General features: G+C 67.7%; 15 protein-coding genes. 9 read left to right on the forward strand and 6 right to left on the reverse strand.

Annotated features, from left to right (window positions below; translation table 11 throughout):
* The first annotated feature begins 104 nt into the window (after positions 1–104).
* Positions 105–395 (forward strand): DUF3175 domain-containing protein, encoded by a 291-nt coding sequence (locus tag IEX88_RS21750; RefSeq protein WP_210319319.1) that lies wholly within the window; start codon positions 105–107, stop codon positions 393–395.
* A 110-nt stretch (positions 396–505) separates the two neighbouring features.
* Positions 506–820: a plasmid stabilization protein gene (locus IEX88_RS21755; protein ID WP_188854592.1), complete on the forward strand. Its 315-nt coding sequence runs from the start codon at positions 506–508 to the stop codon at positions 818–820.
* Between the two features lie 392 nt (positions 821–1,212).
* Here the strand turns inward: IEX88_RS21755 and IEX88_RS21760 are convergent, their stop codons facing one another.
* Positions 1,213–1,485 (reverse strand): PepSY domain-containing protein, encoded by a 273-nt coding sequence (locus IEX88_RS21760; RefSeq protein ID WP_244640426.1) that lies wholly within the window; start codon positions 1,483–1,485, stop codon positions 1,213–1,215.
* 293 nt (positions 1,486–1,778) lie between these two features.
* Here IEX88_RS21760 and pncB point away from each other — a divergent pair, with 293 nt between their 5' ends.
* Both pncB and IEX88_RS21770 read left to right on the forward strand, forming a co-directional pair.
* Positions 1,779–3,083 carry a nicotinate phosphoribosyltransferase gene (gene pncB, locus IEX88_RS21765; protein WP_188854594.1) on the forward strand — a complete coding sequence of 435 codons (1,305 nt, stop codon included), beginning with the start codon at positions 1,779–1,781 and terminating at the stop codon, positions 3,081–3,083.
* A gap of 130 nt (positions 3,084–3,213) precedes the next feature.
* The gene (locus IEX88_RS21770; RefSeq protein ID WP_188854595.1) at positions 3,214–4,050 is read left to right on the forward strand and encodes a ferredoxin--NADP reductase; all 837 of its coding nucleotides are present in this window, start codon (positions 3,214–3,216) and stop codon (positions 4,048–4,050) included.
* A 225-nt stretch (positions 4,051–4,275) separates the two neighbouring features.
* Here the strand turns inward: IEX88_RS21770 and IEX88_RS21775 are convergent, their stop codons facing one another.
* Entirely contained in the window at positions 4,276–4,524 is a 249-nt protein-coding gene (locus IEX88_RS21775) for an Lrp/AsnC ligand binding domain-containing protein (RefSeq protein WP_188854596.1), read from the reverse strand.
* 583 nt (positions 4,525–5,107) lie between these two features.
* Between IEX88_RS21775 and IEX88_RS21780 the strand changes: the two genes are divergently transcribed.
* Positions 5,108–6,103, forward strand: coding sequence for an Ldh family oxidoreductase (locus IEX88_RS21780; protein ID WP_188854597.1), 996 nt, complete (start codon positions 5,108–5,110; stop codon positions 6,101–6,103).
* Positions 6,104–6,289: 186 nt separating this feature from the next.
* Complete coding sequence (locus tag IEX88_RS21785; RefSeq protein WP_188854598.1) at positions 6,290–7,051, forward strand: SDR family oxidoreductase; 762 nt, start codon at positions 6,290–6,292, stop codon at positions 7,049–7,051.
* A gap of 108 nt (positions 7,052–7,159) precedes the next feature.
* Here IEX88_RS21785 and IEX88_RS21790 read toward each other — a convergent pair whose 3' ends face one another.
* From IEX88_RS21790 to ggt, 4 genes are all read right to left on the reverse strand, one after another.
* The gene (locus IEX88_RS21790; RefSeq protein WP_188854599.1) at positions 7,160–7,642 is read right to left on the reverse strand and encodes a GNAT family N-acetyltransferase; all 483 of its coding nucleotides are present in this window, start codon (positions 7,640–7,642) and stop codon (positions 7,160–7,162) included.
* 59 nt (positions 7,643–7,701) lie between these two features.
* Positions 7,702–8,826 (reverse strand): mandelate racemase/muconate lactonizing enzyme family protein, encoded by a 1,125-nt coding sequence (locus tag IEX88_RS21795; protein WP_188854600.1) that lies wholly within the window; start codon positions 8,824–8,826, stop codon positions 7,702–7,704.
* Positions 8,826–9,983, reverse strand: a complete 1,158-nt coding sequence (locus IEX88_RS21800; protein ID WP_188854601.1) for an iron-containing alcohol dehydrogenase — start codon at positions 9,981–9,983, stop codon at positions 8,826–8,828. Before IEX88_RS21800 ends, IEX88_RS21795 begins: the two co-directional genes overlap by 1 nt.
* Positions 9,984–10,053: 70 nt before the next feature.
* Positions 10,054–11,820, reverse strand: a complete 1,767-nt coding sequence (gene ggt / locus IEX88_RS21805) for a gamma-glutamyltransferase (protein ID WP_188854602.1) — start codon at positions 11,818–11,820, stop codon at positions 10,054–10,056.
* A gap of 160 nt (positions 11,821–11,980) precedes the next feature.
* On the opposite strand from ggt, the gene IEX88_RS21810 reads away from it, so the two are divergent.
* The 3 genes from IEX88_RS21810 (at position 11,981) to IEX88_RS21820 (ending at position 14,433) form a co-directional block, all read left to right on the forward strand.
* Entirely contained in the window at positions 11,981–12,772 is a 792-nt protein-coding gene (locus IEX88_RS21810; protein ID WP_188854603.1) for an SDR family NAD(P)-dependent oxidoreductase, read from the forward strand.
* Between the two features lie 141 nt (positions 12,773–12,913).
* Positions 12,914–13,471, forward strand: a complete 558-nt coding sequence (locus IEX88_RS21815; protein WP_188854604.1) for an SRPBCC family protein — start codon at positions 12,914–12,916, stop codon at positions 13,469–13,471.
* Positions 13,471–14,433, forward strand: coding sequence for a YVTN family beta-propeller repeat protein (locus IEX88_RS21820; protein ID WP_188854605.1), 963 nt, complete (start codon positions 13,471–13,473; stop codon positions 14,431–14,433). The genes IEX88_RS21815 and IEX88_RS21820 overlap by 1 nt, the downstream gene beginning before the upstream one ends.
* The last annotated feature ends 7 nt before the right edge of the window (positions 14,434–14,440 follow it).

The following is a 14,440-nucleotide window of genomic DNA, read 5'->3' on the forward strand; positions in this document are numbered from 1 at the left end:
CCAGGCTCGGTCGACCTGCCGATAGACGGCCAAGATCTCGGCGCGGGGCCGAGGGAACGGCGGTCGCGGTTCGGCGGTTGATGGAAAAACCGGAGGAGCCTGGGATGTCCGCAGCCTCGAAAGACCGTTGGTCGGCCGACGTCACGCGCAACAGCGACGCCCTCGACCTCAAGCCGAAAATCTTCGCGGCCGACGACCCGGCCGAGATCGCCCGGTCGCTGAAGCGATCGGCCGAACGCAGCCGGCGGCGAAAGTCCAGCCCGTTCCGCTCGGCGATGTCGATGCTGACCTTTTATCTCAACCGCGCGGGCAGCAGCCTGTCGCGGTCGCGCCGAAACAAGCTGGAAAAGGCAAAGGAAAAGCTTCGGGAAGAGTTCGGGCGGCCGCCAGGGTAAGGGTGTCTCGCTTCAGGTCCGGCGCCGTCAGCGCGGGCCGATCTGGCTTGATCCGCGGCAGAAGCTCCGGCTTCGACCGTCCTTCCCCAGACAGACAAGGGAGACCTGCCATGCCTCAGGGCGACAAGTCCAAGTATACGGACAAGCAGGAACGCAAGGCCGATGCGATCGCGGACGGCTACGAGAAGCGCGGCGTGTCGAAAGAGGAAGCCGAAAGGCGAGCCTGGGCCACGGTCAACAAGGACGATGGCGGCGGCAAACAGCCGGGCGGGTCGGGCCGTGGCAAGAAGAGCGCGTATCCCGCCGCGCACGAAGGGGGAAAGAAGGGCGGCGCGGCCGCGGCGGCCCGGTCTCCCGCCGAGCGATCCGCCTCGGCCAAGAAGGCGGCGGCGACGCGCAAGGCTCATGCAGACGCCGGAAAATGACGGATCGGACGTGCGCGCCTCATAACGGGGCTTCCGGCGCAGTCGGCGCCCGCCAGCCAGCATGATCGGTCCGGCGGCCTGAGGTTTGGAAATCCGCCATGCGTTGTGAGGGGATATCGGCCCGCGACCTCTGTCGCCGCTCAGGCCATTGTCGAGCAGCGCATCCATCGCCGCGGCCGCCGCTTTCCCACATGCGCCTCCATCAGAAATGCTTCCGAAGCAGGTCTCTTGAAAGCGGAACGCCTCTCTGCGAACCGCCGTCCCTTTTTAAGGTCTCGTCCTTGCATGATCTACCCGAAAGGCTGTGGCCACCGTTCGAGATCATGCTCTGGTCAAGCAAAAGGCCCCGCCGTTTCCGGCAGGGCCTGTGGATGTCTGTCCGGTCTATGCGGTCAGCGGACCGAGATGACGTCGCCGCGGCGACGGTCGACCACCACCTGGATGTCGCGGCCGCGACGGTCCGAGCCGGAGATGCGGTAAGCGCGATCGGTGCGCCGGACGCGGTCGACATCGCGCAGGCCTTCGCCGCGCGCAATGCGGATCGCTTCGCGCTCGCTGATTTCGCGACGATCCGGACGACGGTCCCGATCGCGATCACGGCGGATTTCGGTTTCGGGCTGGACCAGACGCACGCCGTTCGGACCGATCTCGATGTTCTGCGCCATGGTCGGGGCGCTCACGGACATGGCGCCGAGGGCGATGAGCCCGGCAATCAATATTTTGGATTTCATCTGAATTCCTCCTGCACGAGCGTTTTGCCGTGCCCGCTACACTTTGGTGAGATGTAAAGCTCGGGGTTTCCTCTTTGGTTCCGCCGAACGACCGTTGTGCCGAAATATAGTGTCCGTGAAGATCGGCGCTGAAGCCGGGTGCTCGCTTGCGCCGTCGGGCCGAGGCGTTCTGGCGCGCTGCGATCCGCTGCGCTAAACCCTCGGCGACGCCAGCCAGGGGAGCCGTCATGGTCGCGACCGACATCGCCACGCGGGTGTGGAGCCACACCTTCAAGCTCGATCCGATCGTGCGCAGCCTGCTCGACACCGATTTCTACAAGCTCTTGATGCTGCAGATGATCTGGGGCCTGCACCGGGATGTCGACGTCAGCTTTTCCCTGATCAACCGGACGAAGCGCGTGCGCATCGCCGACGACATCAGCGAATCGGAGCTGCGCGCCCAGCTCGACTATGCCCGCAGTCTCCGCTTCACCAAGCGCGAGATGATCTGGCTGGCGGGCAACAGTTTTTATGGGTCGACGCAGATCTTTCGGCCGGCCTTTCTCGAATGGCTCTCCCATTTCCAGCTGCCGGACTACGAGCTTTCGCGTGTCGACGGCCAGTTCGAGCTCGTCTTCCACGGCAAGTGGACGCACACGACGATGTGGGAGATCCCCGCGCTCGCCATCATCAACGAGCTGCGCTCGCGCGCGGCGCTGAAGGGGCTCGGCCGCTTTGAGCTCGACGTGCTCTATGCCCGGGGCAAGGCGAAGATGTGGGAGAAGGTGGAGCGCTTGCGCAAGCTGCCGAACCTCAAGATCTCCGATTTCGGCACGCGCCGGCGGCACTCTTTCCTCTGGCAGCGCTGGTGCGTGGAAGCGCTGAAGGAAGGTCTCGGCAGCGCCTTCATCGGCTCCTCCAATGTGCTCCTGGCCATGGACACCGACGTCGAGGCGATCGGCACCAATGCGCACGAGCTGCCGATGGTGACGGCGGCGCTGACGACGAGCGACGCGGCCTTGAAGCGGGCGCCCTACGAAGTGCTGAAGGAATGGCAGAGCTATTACGGCGGCAATCTTCTCGTCGTGCTGCCCGATGCCTTCGGCACCGAGACGTTTCTGCGCGACGCCCCGGACTGGCTGACGGAATGGACCGGCTTTCGCCCCGATTCGGCGCCACCGATCGAGGGCGGCGAGACGATCATGGCCTGGTGGACGGCGCATGGCATCGACCCGCGGGAAAAGCTCCTGGTGTTTTCCGACGGCATGGACGTCGAGGGAATCGAGGCGGCCTACCGGCATTTCGACGGGCGGGTGCGGATGAGTTTCGGCTGGGGCACCAACCTCACCAACGACTTTCGCGACGTGGCGCCCGGCGGCGGCTCGGCGCTGGAGGCGATCTCGCTGGTGTGCAAGGTGATCGCGGCCAATGGCCGGCCGGCGGTCAAGCTTTCCGACAATCCGGCCAAGGCGACGGGCGACCCGGCCGAGATCGAGCGCTATCGGCGGGTCTTCGCCGGCTCGACGATTTTTCCCCGGGATGTCCGGGTTTGAGAAATTCCTCTCTGGCGACGGCCGCTTTTATGGGTCAAACCCGCCGAAGAGGGGCGGAGAGGCTTTTGCTGCCGTGCAAAATCCTTATCTTGCGCCGGGATCAACGCTTGCCACAGGGAATGTCTTTGCGATGAACGCCTTTGCCAACGAGAATGCCGTCACCGACGCGGCCGGCGCCGCGCCGGCGTTCCCGATCCCGGCTGGCGTCTTCGCCGAGACCGTCACCGACGTCCAGCACTATACCGACACGCTGTTCCGCTTCCGCATGACACGGCCCGCGGGCTTCCGCTTCCGCTCCGGCGAGTTCGTGATGATCGGTCTGCCGAACGCCGACAAGCCGGTCTACCGCGCCTATTCCATCGCCAGCCCGTCCTGGGACGAGGAGCTCGAATTCTTTTCGATCAAGGTGCCGAACGGCCCGCTGACCGAGCACCTGCAGAAGATCAAGGTCGGCGACACCGTCCTGATGCGCAAGAAGTCGACCGGCACGCTCGTCCACGACGCGCTGCTCCCCGGCAAGCGGCTCTATCTGTTCTCGACCGGCACCGGCATCGCGCCCTTCGCCTCGATCATCCGCGATCCCGAGACCTACGACAAGTTCGAGACGGTGATCCTGACGCAGACCTGCCGCACCACGGCCGAGCTCGCCTACGGCAAGGAACTCGTCGCGGCGATCCGGGCGGACGAATTGATGAGCGAGTTCGTCGGCGACAAGCTGCATCTCCACGCGACGGCGACGCGCGACGGCGAGACGCGCGGCGAGCGCATCACCACGCTGATCGAAAGCGGCAGACTGTTCGAGGATCTCGGCCTGCCGCCGCTCGACCCCGACACCGACCGGGCGATGATCTGCGGCTCGATGGAGATGTTGAAGGACACCGCCGCGCTGATGGAAAAGTTCGGCCTCGTCGAAGGCTCGAACGCGCAGCCCGCCACCTATGTCGTCGAGCGCGCCTTCGTCGGCTGACGCGCCCGGGGGTGACGGCCGGCACGGCGGTCGCGCGTGCCCCTTGTCCTTCGACAGGCTCAGGATGAGGGGCATGGAAACGGTCTTGCACGGCGTGAAGCGCCTATAGGAGCCGCGCTCTACCGCGCCAAGACCCTCAGCGCCTCTTCCGTGTCGATCCGCCCATCGTAGCGCCCGGTGACGGCCATGAACCGGCCGCGCTCACCTGCATTCTGTTCCGACAGGTCAATTGCCGCCAAAAGCCTTGAAGGCGACGGTGGTGAAGGTGTCGGAGACGCCGTTGATTACCTGCAGCTTTTCGGTGACGAAGTGGCCGAGGTCGCGGCCGGCGGGAAGATAGAATTTGGCGATCAAATCGTACTGGCCGGAGGTCGAATAGACCTCGGAAATCTCCTCGACATCCTGCACCAGCGTGTCGGCGACGGCATAGGCCATGCCCGGGCGGCATTTGAACTGGACGAAGATGGTCTGCATCGGGAACTCCGGGGGCTGCTGAACGGCGACGGCGGCGCGAATGGGTGGCGCCGCGGCGAGGATAGGGGCTGAAGGGCGGCCTGCCCATCCCTGTTCGATGGCGCAGCCGGTGGCCGGGTGCGTCGCACGCATCTTGAATCGCGGGCGGCACGCGCGCCCGCGTCGACAGCCCGCCAACGATCGTCCTCGTCATCCCGGGCTTGACCCGGGATCCAGTCCAAATTTCCGGGAGGTCGCTAGCCGGGAACGTGATCCTGACCCAATTAAGCCGTGACGGCGCCTCGGCATGGGTCCCGGCTCAAGGCCGGGATGACTATTCGGAAGGAACAGTGCTTCGCGCTTTGCAGGCAATGAAGCTTCCTGCGACTTCTCAGTTTAGTCATTCCGGGCCTGCCCCGGAACCCATGCCGAGGCGTTGACACTGCCAGACCGGGTCAGGACGGGAAGCTCCACCGCCCTCGATCATGTTCAGCTATCCATCCCCGCAGAGACCCGGCGGCCGCAGTGCAGCATCGGGGCTTTTCGCCGCCGCCCGGGAATGCGATGGGAGATCGGTCCCGCATTGCACCGAATGGCCCCCGACATGACCCATCTCACTCTCGCCGCCGCCGAGGCGCTGGTGGCGGACGCGATCGTCCGCGGCGATGCCGATCCCGCGGTCGCCGCGTCCGTCGCGCGGGCACTGGTGGCAGCGGAGGCGGCCGGCCAGTCGGGGCACGGCTTTCGCCGCGTCACCACCTATGCGGCGCAGGCGCGGGCCGGCAAGGTCGACGGCCATGCCCGGCCGATCGCCGCGCGGCCGGCGCCGGGCGTCGTGACGATCGACGCGGCGGACGGCTTTGCCTATCCCGCGCTCGATCTCGCCGTCTCTCTCTTGCCCGACATCGCGCGTGCCCAGGGCGTCGCGCTCGCCGGCATCCGGCGTTCGCACCATGCCGGCGTCATGGGGCTGACGGTCGAGCGTTTTGCCGAAATGGGTCTCGTCGCGCTGATGGTCGCCAATGCGCCGGGGGCGATGGCGCCCTGGGGCGGGCGCACGCCGCTCTACGGCACCAATCCCATCGCCTTCGCCGCGCCGCTGGGCGAGGGGCTGGATCCCCTGGTCATCGACCTGTCGCTGTCCAAGGTCGCGCGCGGCAAGGTGATGGAAGCCCGGCAGAAGGGCGAGACGCTGCCCGAGGGCTGGGCCTTCGACAAGGAGGGCGCGCCGACCACCGATCCGGAAGCGGCGCTGGCGGGGACCATGGTGCCCACGGGCGATTCCAAGGGCGCGGCGCTGGCGCTGATGGTGGAAATGCTCGCCGCCGGCGTCACCGGCAGCCAGTTCGCCTACGAAGCGAGCTCGCTCTTCGACGCCAAGGGGCCGCCGGTCGGCCTCGGCCATCTCCTGATCGTGCTCGACCCCCGGGCGGTCGGCGGCCCGGCCGCCGTCGGCCGCATGGCCGAACTCGCCACCCGCGTCGCCGACGAGCCCGGCGCGCGACTTCCCGGCCGCCGCGGCCAAGGCGCGCGGCGCGCGGCGATCGACGGGGGGATCGAGGTGGACGAAGCGGTCCTGGCGGCGATCGCGGCGATCTGACAGTTCGTCACCGGGGGCGCGGGCTGTGCGCTTCCGGTCCAACGAGTCAGCTTAAGGACACTGGACAAGCAGCGAGGCTCGAACACGACCGTCCCTGTCGAGGATGGTCGCGTCTCGAAATCGGGTGGCGTCTGCCATTGGCAGCCGAGATAGGTGCCGCGAGCATTGAAGCTCGGAGGATCACCAATGGAACTGCACGGCAAGACGATCATCGTGACGGGCGCCAGCAGCGGGATCGGGGCCGCGGCGGCGCTGCTCTTCGCCGCCGAAGGAGCCAATCTCATCCTGGGGGCGCGCCGCAGTATCGAGCTGGATGCGGTCGCAGCCAGGATCAGCGACGCCGGGGTCGGCAAAGCCGTCGTTCTGGCGGGTGACGTCAGGAACGAAGACTATGCGCAAGCCCTGGTCGAGCTGGCCGTCGACCGGTTTGGAAGACTGGATGGGGCGTTCAACAATGCCGGGATCGTCGGTGAGATGGTTCCGGCCGCCAGTATGAGCCTGGAAACTTGGCACGAGATCATCACCGTCAATTTGACCAGCGCATTCCTGGCGGCGAAGGCTCAGATCCCTGTCATGAAAGAGCAGGGATTTGGCTCGATCGTCTTCACGTCGTCGTTTGTCGGCTTCAGCAACGGCGGATTGCCCGGGATGGGGGCCTATGCCGCCTCGAAGGCTGGGCAGATCGGCCTCATGCGGGCTCTGGCCTCGGAGCATGCTGCCGACGGCATCCGCATCAACGCCGTACTGCCGGGCGGGACGATCACGCCAGCCGGTGGCCAGGGGAATGCAGCCGTCCTCGACTTCGTCGCCAACCTCCACCCGATGAAGCGGATGGCCGAAGCCCGGGAAATCGCGCAGGCGGCACTGTTTCTCCTATCCGATCGCTCCTCTTTCGTGACCGGGAGTCCGATGCTGGCGGATGGCGGAATTTCCGTGCGCCTCGCCTGAGCCCGTCGCGTTGAGGGGTCATCCTGTTGGCCAGGGTGCATTCCAGGTGACGCCGGCAAAAACAAAACAGTCCCGCAGGCGGATCGCCCGATGGATTCCGCCAGCGCGCTATTCCTGCCGGCCGATCGGCTTGCTCATGTTGATCCCGGTCGTCCGGAAGCCGCCGGTCTCGTAGAGATGGCGCGCGCGCGCATTGTCCGCAGCGACGCGCAGGCGCAGATGCTCGAAGCCGGCAGACGCCAGCCACGTGTCCAGCGCGGCGAGGGCCTGCCGGCCGAGTCCCTGATTCTGTCGCGCAGGAAAAACGTGGAAGTCGGAGACGAAGGCGATGGTGGAGCGTTGGGGCAGCCGCAGCCAGAAAGAGCCGACGACCTCCTCCGCGGACGGGCCGCCCTGAGTGATGCAGAGCAGCGTCTGGCCGGGCGTCTCCACGCCTCGCGGCAGGTCCTCGGCGACCTCATGCGCCGCCCGGGCGCGGGCGGCGTCTTCCGGAAGGCCGAAATTGGCGGCGATCTCGGCCGCGTAGTCCGGGATGAAATAGGCGAGGAACGCCGGAAATTCGTCGGGATGCATCGGCCGCAGTTCGATCACGGCCGGCCCTTCCGGCCCACCGCGCTGTGGCGGCTGCAGGCTTTTCCGCGGTTCCACCATCATCCCACCCGCGTCGCCGCCAGTCTTTCTTCGTCCAGCGCGAAGCCGAGGCCAGGCGCCTCGCCGAGATGCAGCCAGCCGTCCTTCGCGACGAGCGGCGTCTGCATCGGGTAGTCGCGACGCGCCAGCGACCATTCCGGCGGGTCGTAGGGCCATTCCAGCCAGGGCGCCTCGCCGATGCCGGCGGTGAGATGGGCGTTGGCGAGGACGCCGATACCGTTCGTCCAGGAATGCGGCGTGAAGGCGAGGCCCGCCTCGCGCGCCATTAGGGCGACGCGGCGAAGGCCGGTGATGCCGCCGACGAGGGCGACGTCGGGCTGCAGCACGTCGAGGCAGCGGCCCTCGACGAGATCGCGGAACTCGTGCAGTTCGCGCGTCATCTCGCCGCCGGCGATGCGGATCGAGACCGCCTGGCGCAAATCCGCCATGCCGCGGCGGTCGGCGCGGTGCAGCGGCTCCTCCATCCAGTAGATGCCGAGCTTTTCCAGTTCGCGCGCAACGCTGAGCGCGTCCTTGAAGGTCCAGGCGGCGGAGGTGTCCCAGGGCATGCGCCAGCCCTGGTTGCAGTCGACCATCAGGTCGAGTTTCGAGCCGACGCGGGCGCGGATCGACTCGAGTGCCTTCACGTCCTCGCGCCAGCTTTCGCGGCCGCCGGCGGACGAGGTGAAGCGCACCTTCATCGCCGGAAAACCCTCGGCGAGAAAGCGTTCGGCCGTCTCGGCCATGGCGCCGTGGTCGCGCAGCACGCCGGAGGATGCGTAGAGCCGGACCTTGTCGGCGCGCCCGCCGAGCATGCGCCAGACCGGCTCGCCGGTGATTTTTCCGGCAAGGTCCCACAGGGCGAGGTCGACGGGCCAGCAGCGGCCGTAGTGGAACTGCAGGTGCGACAGCACCTCGTAGTGCCGCTCGACATGGCGCGGGTCCTCGCCGATGAAGAGATCCTCGTGCCCCTCGAAGCCCAGCATCAGGTCGCCCGAGCCGACGCCTTCGCGGCCCTCGTCGTCGCGGATGCGCACGATCGCGGCGTCGAAGCCGGTGCGCGGTCGCCCGTCCCAGCTCGCCTTGAACGGCGGGTCGAGCGGCAGGCGGTGGCGTGAAATCTCGATCGAGGTGATCTTTGCCATCACGCGGCCCTCTCGGCAGTGGTCTGCAGCAGCATGCCGGCGAAAGTCTCGGTGTCGGCATCGGTAATGGTGCGGGCGGTGGCGTTCCGCATCGGCGCTTGGCCGGGCGCGCGCATCGCTTCGGCGAGCGCGGCGGTGCCGATTGCGTCGAAGGCGGGCGGCAGGCGGCGGGCCATGCCGCATTCGCTCATCAAGGCGGAGATGAAGCCCGGCAGCTCGGCGGCGGAGGAGAGGCCACAGGCCTGCGCCGCCGCTTCCATCTCCGGCGTCGGCGTTTCGACCAGCCAGGGCAGCGTCGCCTCGAAGGCGAGCGCGGTGGCAAAGCCGTGATTGATCGGTGCCAGGCTCGCCATGGCGTGGCTGATCATGTGCGCGACGGTGGTGCCGCAATAATCGATGGCGACGCCGGCATAACAGGAGCCGAGCAGGAGGTCGCCGCGGGCGCTGAGATCCTCCGGCGTTGCGACGGCGCGGGCGAGCGACCCCGCGACGAGCCGCATCGCCTGGTGGGCATAGAGCTGGGCGCCGCGATGCGTCTTGCGATTGGTCGCCGCCTCGAAGGCATGAACGAAGGCGTCGATGCCGCAGGCCGCGGTGAGAGGAGCAGGCAAGCTCACGGTGAGAATGGGGTCGAGTAGAGCCAGGTCCGCCTTCGTCTCGGCGCCCCAGATCCAGACTTTTCGCCCCTCCGCATCCGAGAAGACCGAGGTGGAGGACGTTTCGGATCCGGTGCCGGCCGTCGTCGGAATCAGGATCTTGCGCAGCGGCTTTGCCGGCAAAGCATTTTGCGCCAACGCGTAGTGCATGGGGTCGGCCACGCCGGCGGCGAGGCAGGCCGCGACCTTGGCGACGTCGAGCGCCGAGCCGCCGCCGAGGCCGATGACGAGGCCGGCACCGTTATCGCGCGCGGCGTCGCCTGCCGCCTGGAGGTGCCGCGCCTTCGGCTCGCCAGCGATGTCGCCGTAGATCTCTGCCGCGATGCCGGACGAGGCGAGATCGGCGGCGAGTGCCGCGGCCGTGCCGTTCTCGACCAGGAAGGCGTCGGCGACGATCAGCGCGCGCTTCGAGGGATCGAGCGCCGCGGCGCGGACGCCGACTTGCTGCAGACTGCCGGGCCCGAACACGATCTCGGGCACGGCGGAGGCGGTGAAGCTCATGGAGAACCCTTTGGGAGCGGTGGCCGGCACCTGCCGGCGGCCGCAGCCTGTCAGTCCGCCCGCCCCCGCGTCAATCGCCGAGAGCGACACCTTCGCGTCGCGGATCGGCGCCCCCTTCGAGCCCCTCTGGGGTGAGAACGATGGCGTGCAGGCCGGAATTCAGATCGCCGATCTTGGTCTCGAAGCCGAGCGCCTGCAGCGCGGGCTCGAAGGTTTCGGCCGCCGTTCCCTTTTCCAGCTCGAAGGTGCCGAAGCGGTTCAGCATGTGCGGCAGGGCGGCCGCCTGCTGCGCGTCCATCTTCCAGTCGATCATCGCCACCAGGGCACCGGCGACGAAGCCGATGATCGAGCTGCCGCCGGGCGAGCCGACGGCGATCACCGGGCGGCCGTCCTTCATGACGATGGTCGGCGCCATCGACGAGCGCGGCCGCTTGCCCGGCGCCACGGCATTGGCGATCGGCCGCCCGTCCTCCTGCGTGGCGAAGGAGAAATCGGTGAGCTCGTTGTTGAGGATGAAGCCGCCGGTCATCAGCCGCGAGCCGAAGCCGTTTTCGATCGTCGTCGTCATCGAGACGACGCCGCCTGCCTTGTCGGCGATGACGAAATGGCTGGTCGAGGGCAGTTCCAGGCTGGCGTCGTCGCCGCGCGGCGGGGCCAGGCCGGCATGGTCCCAGCTGGGTTCGCCGGCGACTGCGGCGTCCTCGGCGAGCGCCCTGTCGCCTTGGAGCAGCGTGGCGCGGCTCGCCAGATAGGCATCGTCCAGAAGTCCGCTCGGCATGGCGACGAAATCCTCGTCGGCGACGTAGCGGCCGCGGTCGGCGAAGGCGAGGCGGGAGGCGTCGCCGATCAGGCGCCAGGCTTCAGCGCTCTTCGGGCCGAGGGTGGCGATGTCGGTCGGCTCGATCAGGCCGAGGATCTGGCCGACGGCGAGAGCGCCGGAAGAGGGCGGGCCCATGCCGCAGACGTCGTAGCCGCGATAGTCGAGGCAGACGGGCGGGCGCAGCTTCGTCCGGTAGCCGGCGAGGTCCTGGCGCGAGAGCGTGCCCGGATTGCGTTTGCCCTGAAGGTCCGTCCCGCCGGCGACGGCGGCGACGATCCCGTCCGCCACCGCGCCGGTGTAGAAACCGGCGGCGCCCTCGTCGCGGATCGTCTCCAGGGTTCGCGCATAAGCCTCGTTAACGAGGACGTGGCCCACCGGCCAGGGTTTTCCATCCGCGCCAAAGAAATAGGCTTTCAGCGTCGGCGACTGCAGCAGGGACTCGTCGCCGGCCAGCAGGCCGTTCAGCCGCGGCGTGACGGCAAAGCCTTTCCGCGCCAGATCGATCGCCGGCTGGACGACGCGGCGCCAGGCGAGCGCGCCGTGACGCCGGTGCGTGTCTTCCAGCAGCCGCACCGTGCCGGGCGTGCCGACCGAGCGCCCGCCGACCACGGCGTCGAGGAACTTCAGCGGCTGGCCGCTTTCGTCGAGGAAGAGCTGCGGCGTCGCCCCGGCCGGCGCGGTCTCGCGGCCGTCGACGGTCTCGAGCTCTTTCGCCTCCGCGTCGTAATGGACGAGAAAGGCGCCGCCGCCGAGGCCGGAGGATTGCGGCTCGACGAGGCCGAGGACGAGCTGCACCGTCACCATGGCATCGATGGCGTTGCCACCGGCCCTCAGAATCTCCCGCCCGGCCTCGGTGGCGAGCGGATGGGCGGCGACGACCATCTGCGATGTCGCTCGGACCAGCGCCTTTTCGGTGACGCCGGACGCCGCCTCGGGCGCCGGGGCCAGCTGCTGCGCCTGCAGCGGCAGGGCGAAGAAGGCGAAGGCGGTCAGGCCGAGGGTGAGGCGGTGCAGCATCGGACAGTCCTTCCAAGGGTCGGCGCAGCTTAAGGAACGGTCCCTGCCTGTCAAACCGCCCGGATCGCTCGAACGGCTTGGCAGGCGACCTGGACTGACCCATCCTGATCCCGAAGAATCGGCCACGGGCAAAGCCTCGGGCCATCGGGAGGAGCATTCCATGGATCTGAAATTGCGCGGCAAGGTCGCCGTCGTCACCGGTGCCAGCGTCGGCATCGGCTTCGCCATCGCGGAAGGGCTGGCGGCAGAGGGCGTGAACCTCGTTCTCGCCGCACGGCAGGAGGGCCGGCTGACGCTGGCGGCAGAAAAGATCGCCGCCGCGCACGGCGTCAAGGCGGTCGCGGTCGCTTGCGATGTCGGCGCCGCCGAGGGGACGCAAAAACTCATCGACGGCGTCGAGCGGGCGTTTGGCGGCTGCGACATCCTCGTCAACAATGCCGGCACCGGCTCGAACGAAACCATCCTCGAGGCGCCGGACGAAAAGTGGCAGGCCTATTGGGACCTGCACGTGATGGCGGCGGTGCGGCTGGCGCGCGGCATCGTGCCTTTCATGCAGAAGCGCGGCGGCGGCGTCATCCTGCACAATGCCTCGATCTGCGCGGCGCAGCCGCTCTGGTACGAGCCGATCTACAACGTCACCAAGTCGGCGCTGATGATGTTCTCCAAGACGCTGGCGACCGAGGTGGTGAAGGACAAGATCCGGGTGAACTGCGTCAATCCCGGCCTGATCCTGACGCCCGACTGGATCAAGACGGCCAAGGAGCTGACCGCCGAGACGGGCGGCGACTGGCAGGGCTATCTGCAGGGCGTCGCCGACGAGCACGCGCCGATCAAGCGTTTCGGCACGCCGGAGGAGCTCGCCGACTTCTTCGTCTTCCTGTGTTCGGAACGTGCCAGCTACAGCGTCGGCTCGACCTATTTCGTCGACGGCGGCATGCTGAAGACGCTGTAGCCGCGCGTTTCGCTCTACGCCTTTCGTTCACTGGCCGATGAATTTTCGGGTGGCGGTGCGATAAGGGGTTTTCCTCGCCGGCCGAACTGCACTAGGCTCCGCGCGGGCACCGACGGGCCGCGCCTTTGGCGTTGCGCCTCAATGAAATCAAGGAGGTACGTCGTGATCGCACGGCTGTTAGGCGCCCTTCTGGCGCTCGCGATTCTGCCCGGTCTGGCGCAGGCGCATGGACCCACCCGGCAGAAGGTGACCGAGACGATCGAGGTCGCCGCCCCGCCGGCCAAGGTCTGGGCGCGGATCCAGGAATTCAACGACATGTCCTGGCACCCCCGCGTCGCCGAGACCGAAGGCGCGCCCGGCAATGTGGTCGACACCGCCCGCCTGGTGACCCTGAAGACCGGCGGCGAGCTCGCTGAGACGCTCTACCGCTACGACGCGGCGAAGATGAGCTATGCGACGCTGCTGCCGCATGTCGACGTCAAGGTGATGCCGGTCACGAACTATTCGGCCTATCTGACGGTGAAGCCCGGCAAGACGCCGGAAACCTCGATCGTCGAATACCGCTGCGCCTTCTACCGCGGCGACCCGAACGGCGATCCGCCACCGGAGCTGAACGAGGAAGCGGCGATCAAGGCCGTCACCGCCTTCGCCAAGGAGGGCCTCGAGGGCATCAAGAAGGCCGTCGAGCAGGGCTCCTGATGGCTTTCGCCGTGGGCAGGCTGGGCGCGGCGATCTCGCTCGCCTTCGGCCTCCTCCTGTCGCCGGCTCTGGCCGGCGACACCGCCTTCGTCACCAACCAGTCGAGCGACGATGTCTCGGTCGTCGACCTCGACACCATGGCGGTGACGAAGACGATCCCGATCGGCGGCAAGCCGGCGGGAATCGCCATCCCGCCGGACGGTCTGCGTGCCTATGTCACCAGCCCCGAGGCGAAATCCCTCGCGGTGATCGACACGGTGAAGGGCGAGGTGATCAAGCGCATCGCGCTCGCCGGCGGGCCGCTCGGTGTCGCAGTGCACCCCTCGGGGGCGCCCGTCTATGTCGCGGACTGGTTCGAGCACGAACTCTTCGTCGTCGATCCCGTGGGCGGGGTGATTACCAGTCGCATCCAGGTCGGACAGTCGCCGTCCGGGGTCGCCGTCTCGGCCGATGGCCAAACCATCGTCACCGCCGACCGCGATTCCAACCAGATCTCGATCATCGACGCGGTAACGCTGACGGTGACGGCGACCGTTCCCGTCGGCGAGCGGCCGTTCGGGGTCAGCTTTTCCGCCGACGGCACAAAGGTCTATGCCGCCGATGTCGGCAGCGACGCGGTCACCGTGGTCGACCTCGCCAGCCGGAAGGCGGTCGCCACCGTGCCGGTCGGCCAGCGTCCCTATGCCAGCGCGGTGGCGGCGGGCAAGGTGTTCGTCACCGACCAGTATGGCGGCACCGTCAGCGTCTTCGATGCCGGGACACGGCAGGCGGTGAAGACGATCCCCATCGGTGAATATCCCGAAGGGATCGAAGCGGGGAGCGGCGAGGCCTATGTCTATGTCGTGAACTGGTTCGACAACGTCTTGAAGAAGATCGACACCGCCACGCTCGAGATCGTCGGCGAGGTCGAGGTCGGCGACGGGCCGCGGGCTTTCGGGACGTTCATCCGCAAGGCGCCCTAGGGGCCGA

It is taken from the genome of Aureimonas glaciei, from assembly GCF_014643375.1.
Lineage (GTDB): Bacteria > Pseudomonadota > Alphaproteobacteria > Rhizobiales > Rhizobiaceae > Plantimonas > Plantimonas glaciei.

What these genes read in the sequence shown, in the direction of transcription:
- IEX88_RS21750 (WP_210319319.1), top strand. Translation starts at nt 105, where the DNA reads ATGTCCGCAGCCTCGAAAGACCGTTGGTCGGCCGACGTCACGCGCAAC.
- IEX88_RS21755 (WP_188854592.1), top strand. Translation starts at nt 506, where the DNA reads ATGCCTCAGGGCGACAAGTCCAAGTATACGGACAAGCAGGAACGCAAG.
- IEX88_RS21760 (WP_244640426.1), bottom strand. Translation starts at nt 1,485, where the DNA reads ATGGCGCAGAACATCGAGATCGGTCCGAACGGCGTGCGTCTGGTCCAG.
- pncB (WP_188854594.1), top strand. Translation starts at nt 1,779, where the DNA reads ATGGTCGCGACCGACATCGCCACGCGGGTGTGGAGCCACACCTTCAAG.
- IEX88_RS21770 (WP_188854595.1), top strand. Translation starts at nt 3,214, where the DNA reads ATGAACGCCTTTGCCAACGAGAATGCCGTCACCGACGCGGCCGGCGCC.
- IEX88_RS21775 (WP_188854596.1), bottom strand. Translation starts at nt 4,524, where the DNA reads ATGCAGACCATCTTCGTCCAGTTCAAATGCCGCCCGGGCATGGCCTAT.
- IEX88_RS21780 (WP_188854597.1), top strand. Translation starts at nt 5,108, where the DNA reads ATGACCCATCTCACTCTCGCCGCCGCCGAGGCGCTGGTGGCGGACGCG.
- IEX88_RS21785 (WP_188854598.1), top strand. Translation starts at nt 6,290, where the DNA reads ATGGAACTGCACGGCAAGACGATCATCGTGACGGGCGCCAGCAGCGGG.
- IEX88_RS21795 (WP_188854600.1), bottom strand. Translation starts at nt 8,826, where the DNA reads ATGGCAAAGATCACCTCGATCGAGATTTCACGCCACCGCCTGCCGCTC.
- IEX88_RS21800 (WP_188854601.1), bottom strand. Translation starts at nt 9,983, where the DNA reads ATGAGCTTCACCGCCTCCGCCGTGCCCGAGATCGTGTTCGGGCCCGGC.
- ggt (WP_188854602.1), bottom strand. Translation starts at nt 11,820, where the DNA reads ATGCTGCACCGCCTCACCCTCGGCCTGACCGCCTTCGCCTTCTTCGCC.
- IEX88_RS21810 (WP_188854603.1), top strand. Translation starts at nt 11,981, where the DNA reads ATGGATCTGAAATTGCGCGGCAAGGTCGCCGTCGTCACCGGTGCCAGC.
- IEX88_RS21815 (WP_188854604.1), top strand. Translation starts at nt 12,914, where the DNA reads ATGAAATCAAGGAGGTACGTCGTGATCGCACGGCTGTTAGGCGCCCTT.
- IEX88_RS21820 (WP_188854605.1), top strand. Translation starts at nt 13,471, where the DNA reads ATGGCTTTCGCCGTGGGCAGGCTGGGCGCGGCGATCTCGCTCGCCTTC.